Annotated in this window: 9 protein-coding genes; 4 read left to right on the top strand and 5 right to left on the bottom strand. The window is 49.4% G+C overall.

Annotated elements, in window-relative coordinates:
• From FDX01_RS08545 to osmB, 4 genes are all read left to right on the top strand, one after another.
• On the top strand, positions 1-586 hold a 586-nt coding region (locus FDX01_RS08545), incomplete at its 5' end, for an EAL domain-containing protein (protein WP_137399626.1).
• A gap of 174 nt (positions 587-760) precedes the next feature.
• Positions 761-952, top strand: coding sequence for a hypothetical protein (locus FDX01_RS08535; RefSeq protein ID WP_167456050.1), 192 nt, complete (start codon positions 761-763; stop codon positions 950-952).
• Between the two features lie 96 nt (positions 953-1,048).
• On the top strand, positions 1,049-1,801 hold the full coding sequence (locus tag FDX01_RS08530) for a DNA-binding transcriptional regulator YciT (protein WP_117342885.1): 753 nt from the start codon (positions 1,049-1,051) through the stop codon (positions 1,799-1,801).
• Between the two features lie 267 nt (positions 1,802-2,068).
• On the top strand, positions 2,069-2,287 hold the full coding sequence (gene osmB / locus FDX01_RS08525) for an osmotically-inducible lipoprotein OsmB (RefSeq protein WP_096756834.1): 219 nt from the start codon (positions 2,069-2,071) through the stop codon (positions 2,285-2,287).
• Between the two features lie 103 nt (positions 2,288-2,390).
• Here osmB and yciH read toward each other — a convergent pair whose 3' ends face one another.
• From yciH to pgpB, 5 genes are all read right to left on the bottom strand, one after another.
• A complete protein-coding gene (yciH, locus tag FDX01_RS08520; protein WP_115258327.1) occupies positions 2,391-2,717 on the bottom strand; it encodes a stress response translation initiation inhibitor YciH in 327 nt (108 codons plus the stop codon).
• On the bottom strand, positions 2,718-3,455 hold the full coding sequence (gene pyrF / locus FDX01_RS08515; protein WP_115258326.1) for an orotidine-5'-phosphate decarboxylase: 738 nt from the start codon (positions 3,453-3,455) through the stop codon (positions 2,718-2,720).
• 186 nt (positions 3,456-3,641) lie between these two features.
• Positions 3,642-4,811: a lipopolysaccharide assembly protein LapB gene (gene lapB, locus FDX01_RS08510; protein WP_096756831.1), complete on the bottom strand. Its 1,170-nt coding sequence runs from the start codon at positions 4,809-4,811 to the stop codon at positions 3,642-3,644.
• A 6-nt stretch (positions 4,812-4,817) separates the two neighbouring features.
• Entirely contained in the window at positions 4,818-5,126 is a 309-nt protein-coding gene (locus FDX01_RS08505) for a LapA family protein (RefSeq protein ID WP_096756830.1), read from the bottom strand.
• A 149-nt stretch (positions 5,127-5,275) separates the two neighbouring features.
• Positions 5,276-6,040 carry a phosphatidylglycerophosphatase B gene (gene pgpB / locus FDX01_RS08500; RefSeq protein ID WP_137399619.1) on the bottom strand — a complete coding sequence of 255 codons (765 nt, stop codon included), beginning with the start codon at positions 6,038-6,040 and terminating at the stop codon, positions 5,276-5,278.
• Between the last annotated feature and the right edge of the window lie 123 nt (positions 6,041-6,163).

Below are 6,163 nucleotides of genomic sequence, written 5' to 3'. Positions count from 1 at the left end.
CCCGCTGGGGCGCTGGGTGATTCTGGACGTTGTGCGCCAGGTGGCGAAGTGGCGCGATAAGGGGATCAATTTGCGCGTGGCGGTAAACGTCTCGGCGCGTCAACTGGCCGATCAAACACTGTTCACCGATCTGAAGCAGGTTCTCCACGATCTGAATTTTGAGTATTGCCCCATTGACGTCGAGTTAACGGAAAGCAGTTTAATTGAGAATGAACAGCTGGCACTGTCCGTTATTCAGCAGTTTAGTCAGCTTGGCGCCCAGATCCATTTGGATGATTTTGGCACAGGATACTCTTCACTTTCCCAGCTTGCCCGCTTCCCGCTCGATGCGATTAAACTGGACCAGACCTTCGTCAGGGATATCCACAAACAATCAATTTCACAGTCGCTGGTACGCGCCATTGTTGCGGTGGCGCAAGCGCTAAATCTACAGGTGATTGCTGAAGGCGTGGAAAGTGCGAAAGAGGATGCCTTTCTGACCAAGAATGGTGTCAATGAGCGTCAGGGATTTTTGTTCGCTAAGCCAATGCCAGCTGCCGCGTTTGAACGTTGGTATAAGCGACATCTGAATAAAAAAATGCGCTAACCATGCAGGAATACTCGTCGAGAAATAGCGAAGAATGTACATTCCGTGACTATCGTATCTGTCTGTAATCACGGAATATATAATATTCTCCGATCATGTCGGTTAATACTATTTTTCCCTTCTCTTTTGTGATGATTTTCTGCATCATGAAATTCTAAATTTTTTGACACCAGGATGATGACCATGTCTGATATCGACGCAAAACGACTGGCCGAACGCATTGATACCGTACTGGATATCCTTGTTGCAGGTGACTCTCATTCAGCCATCCACAATCTCGAAATCCTCAAGGCTGAACTGTTAAGCACGGTCAACGAAGAAACAGCGCCAGTGTCAAAAAAACACAAAGCCCCGTGGGAGATCTGACGGCTTTGTACTTGTTATGTGGTTGCTGATATCAGACTGCTGATAACGTAACCTCCGTTTAATGTCCGATACGATACCGCTATAAAAATTAATACTATGAATTCCCGACAACAATCTATTTTGCAGATGGTGACCGATAAAGGCCAGATGAGCGTATCTGAGCTTGCCAAAATCACCGGTGTCTCTGAAGTGACGATTCGACAGGATCTGAACACGCTGGAAAAACAGAGTTATTTACGCCGTGCGCATGGTTTCGCAGTGTCACTGAATAGCGACGATGTTGAAACGCGTATGATGACCAACTTCACCCTGAAACGTGAACTGGCTGAGTTTGCCGCCTCACTGGTCAATCCTGGTGAATCCGTATTTATTGAAAACGGTAGCAGTAATGCACTGCTGGCCAGAACGCTGGCGGAACAAAAAGACGTCACTATCATTACGGTCAGCAGCTATATCGCTCACCTGCTGAAAGAAACACCCTGCGAAGTAATCCTCCTCGGCGGGATCTATCAGAAAAAAAGCGAAAGCATGGTTGGGCCATTAACGCGTCAGTTTATCCAGCAGGTTCACTTTAGTAAGGCTTTTATTGGAATCGATGGCTGGCAGCCTGAAACCGGCTTCACCGGCCGTGACATGATGCGTTCAGACGTGGTCAATGCAGTGCTGGAAAAAGGCTCAGAGGTGATTGTGCTCACCGACAGCTCGAAGTTTGACGCCATTCATCCGTACACACTAGGTCCGTTGGAGCGATTCAATCGTGTCGTCACTGATGCAAAACTCAGCGCCAGCGTGCAAATGCAACTAGAGCATTCAGGACTAATCGTTAACATCATCGATACCCACGCATAATACATCACCAGATGATTTGTCTGTCGGCAAATCATCTTCTCTCTGAGACTTATCCGACCGTCCAATTAAGACTTTTTACCTGTTGTTAACAGGGTAATGTCGTAAAATTAATGTTAGCGATATAACAGGAACACGCTCTCATCAACAGATGATTGATGGTCATGCCCTGCGCTAAACGGTTTCACGGAAATACCTTTAATGACCTTAATTTCACGCTATCATTAAAGAGACTGGATTCCGTGAATCAATCATTCAGGAGAAAGTATTATGTTAGTAACGAGCAAAAAAATGACCGCTGCCATTCTGGCGATTACTCTGGCTATGTCTTTGAGTGCCTGCTCTAACTGGTCTAAACAAGACCGCAACACCGCCATTGGTGCGGGTGCAGGTGCCATTGGTGGTGCAGTCCTGACGGACGGCAGTACGCTGGGTACGCTGGGTGGTGCTGCAGTAGGTGGTATTATCGGCCACCAGGTGGGTAAATAATCTACGGTTGACCGGCTCGATATAATAATACGTTTACTTTTTCGCGACCGTACTATTTACATTACTAATAATAAAGCCACGAATATTTTCGTGGCTTTTTTTATTAGCCGCCAGCCAGTTTAACTTTCAAGCCTTTGGCTTCCAGCAAGGATTTAATCAGGTCGCGTTTATCGCCTTGTATTTCAATGACGCCCTCTTTCACGGCCCCACCACAGCCACATTTTTTCTTTAACTCGGCTGCTAATTTGGTTAGCTCTAAGTCGTCCAGATCAATACCGGTAATCAGGCAAACGCCCTTTCCTTTTCGACCGCTGGTCTGGCGTTGAATTCGCACAATACCATCGCCTTTTGGACGTTCTGTCACCGCTTTAGGTTCGTCAATTCGTCCAGACTCAGTCGAGTAGACCAGACGAGAGTTAGCGTCGCTCATTTACGCTCCTCGTTTCAGTGAGGTGTTGATCGCCTTCAGCGTCTGGGCCGGATCCGCCGACTGCGTGACCGGACGACCAATCACCATATAATCCACACCCGCTGACAGTGCCTGCTGTGGCGTCATAATGCGGCGCTGATCGCCCGCTTCACTGCCTTCAGGACGAATACCAGGCGTTACCAGCTTAAACGCCTGACCAAACTCTTGTTTGAATCGTACCGCTTCCTGTGCAGAACAGACAACGCCGTCCAGCCCGCAGTTTTGCGTTAACCGTGCCAGTCTTTCTGCATGCTCCGCAGGTGACAACGTCACTCCCAGATCGGCAAGGTCGCTGGCTTCCATGCTGGTCAGCACCGTCACGGCAATTAACAACGGCGCATCGTTACCAAATGGTACCAAGGCTTCACGAGCCGCCGTCATCATCCGTGCCCCACCCGAGGCATGAACGTTAACCATCCACACGCCAAGGTCTGCCGCAGCCGCTACGGCATGTGCCGTGGTATTGGGGATGTCATGGAATTTCAGGTCCAGAAATACGTCAAATCCACGCTGTTGCAGGTCGCGCACCAATTGAGGCCCAAAAAGCGTGAACATCTCTTTGCCCACTTTCAAACGGCAATCACGGGGATCAATTCTGTCGACAAATGCCAATGCTTTATCGCGATTATTGTAGTCCAGAGCGACAACGACAGGAGAATCAGTAACAGCACGGGGAGAAGATGAAGCAGTAAACGTCATAACCAGACCTTCCTGAAGATGGGCACCTTTCGGCACAAAATGGGTAAACGGCGTGCATTCTACCTGTGGTCATAGGAAATTAACAGATTCGATTACATCGCTGCCTGGCGATGTGGCACGGAGGCTAAATGTGCAGGATGTTATTAAACAATAAGGATGTTGTAACTAAAGTCGGTATTTTTTTAATTACAAACCGTCAAGACCGCGAATTGGCTTAATGGTTGACCATGAACGGCACGATGGGCAATGCCAGTACAGCGTGTAGGCGGTAAATCCGCATTTCTGGCAGCGGTAGCGCGGCTTACTGCGAACCTGTTCGCCGACCATATCCCGTAACACCATCAGACTCTCTTTAGCACGCCCTTCCTCGGCCTCATTGAGGTGATAGTCCATTAGTTTGTGGAAGACGCGCATCGTCGGATGACGCTGCAACTGACGGGTGATATAAACCTGCGCGGTATCGCTGCCCTCACGCGCTTCGAGGATATCCGCCAACATCAGCTCAGCGGCGGCACCGGTATTCTCCTCTACGGCGCGGCGTAAGAACTCCGCCCATTCATCGTTCTTACCAAGTTGCTGGTAGCAACTCTGTAGCATGTCCAGCGTTTCGCTGACCAGCTCTTTGTCCTGGGAAATTACGCGCTGCAGGCTTTCGACCGCCTTCGCATAGTCCCCTTTCATCATGTACACGCGTCCCATCATGATGGAAACCCGCGCACTGTTTTTGTCGGCGGCAGCCCCTTTTTTTAACAACGTCATGGCGCGGTCCATGTCGTCGCTGCCCAGTTGCTGAAGGGCCAGTTCGCAGTAGAAGTGTGCGATCTCAATTCGCTGCTTATCTTTACCGAGCTTCACCAGGCGTTCCGCAACGTCAATGGCTTTTTGCCACTCACTGGTTGCCTGATAGATCTGCAACAGCTGTTGCAACGCACCCACGCGGAAATCGGTTTCATCGGTAAGCTGATTGAACATGTCTTCAGCGCGGTCATACAGACCTGCGGCCATGTAATCGCGACCGAGTTGTTGAACCGCCAGCAAACGCTGTTCGTAGGTCAATGACGCACTTTCCATCAACGTTTGATGGATGCGGATAGCGCGATCGACTTCACCGCGCGAGCGGAACAGGTTTCCGAGGGTGAGATGAGCCTCAACGGTGCCGGTATCCTCTTTCAACATATCGAGGAACAGATCCACCGCTTTATCTTGTTGGTTGCTCAGAAGGAAGTTAACCCCGGCGACATAGTCACGCGACAGACGGTTAGCTTCGTCCTGTTTTGTTTGTTGCGCACTTCTGCGACCCATATACCACCCATAGGCAGCGGCTACAGGTAACAGCAGAAACAACAACTCCAGCATAAATAATTATTCCTTCACAACCGACGAATCGGCAGAAACCGCAACGTCGGTCGCAGGCGCAAGCTGGTTTTCCAGTCGTTTGATTTTACGTTCGGCACGCACAAGAGACACGCGAACCCTCAGCCAGAAAAGGCCGCAAATTAACCAACCAATCGCAAATCCTGCAGCAAACAACACGGCAAGCAGCGTAGAAATACGATATTCACCTTGGGCCAGCAGGTAGTTAAACGTTACCTGTTGATCGTTTTGCGCACCTAATGTCACCGAAATAACAAAAATCGCCAACACCAGTAAGAAAATGAGTAAATATTTCACATTACTTCCCGTTATGTGGTTTGAGCGAATAAATCGTGTACAACTTACCGCGTTGAGCCCTTTAAATTACCATTTTCACGACGAGTGCGAAATGGAAAAGCGCTTTAGTCTTTATGATTTAAGGGCAAAACACGAAAAATCAATCACGGTCAGCTTTCTTGTTCACGCTGCGCGATTTCTTGTTGCTCCTGAACCGGCGGTGTTAATGGCCCACAGACCCGTTGTGCAAGCCATGTCGCCAACGTAACCAGCAGCCATGATATCAACGTCGCCACGACTAAATCTCGCGGCCAGTGCATGCCCAGTAACAAACGACTGCCCATTACACCCGTCGCCCAGACCAGCAAGAAAACAATCGTTAGCGTACGTCTACGCGGCCATAATAGCCCCACGGCCAGTAACGCCCAACTGGCGGCAAACATCGTATGACCAGAGGGAAATGCGAAACCCGTCTCTTTTTGCCAGTGTTTACGTAAAAAGATCGGGATATCCTGCTGTCCTGATAATTGCTCTTTGACTAAGTGTCCGCGCTCTTTACGCTTTAAAGTGTAGAACTCATCAACAGGGACATGGTGCGTTTTTTCCAGCCAAACCACAAAAGGTCGTGGCTCCTGCACCCTTTCTTTTACCCATGACTTGACCCCCTGGCCGATCAAAATTGCCGCGGCAAGGATGGCGAACAGCATCATCGCGGCTTTCAGACGAAATCTCAGACACCACAAAAACCACACACACAGGGACACATGAGTAATGATTCCCCAGGGTTGCGTCACCGTTTCCGTTATCCAGTATAAGGATTTTAACCACCAGACATTGTTCCCTGGCTGCCAACTCCAGCCAGACACCCACATGGACACTGGCATAATCAACAACAGAACAGCACCTACGGCGGTTCGCTTTGCGATAGAAAGCATTGCATCTCCTTTCGTCGATAAGTCTCACAATCATAACTGAAAAAATTGCGCGCCGGGAAAATTGACAATTTTGTGCCATTGCAAATACGAATGCGCTGCCGCCATTAGGCGAACGCCGTCGCC

The organism is Citrobacter sp. wls613, from assembly GCF_005281195.1.
Taxonomy (GTDB): domain Bacteria; phylum Pseudomonadota; class Gammaproteobacteria; order Enterobacterales; family Enterobacteriaceae; genus Citrobacter; species Citrobacter gillenii.
This window is presented reverse-complemented; position numbering and strand designations above follow the sequence as displayed.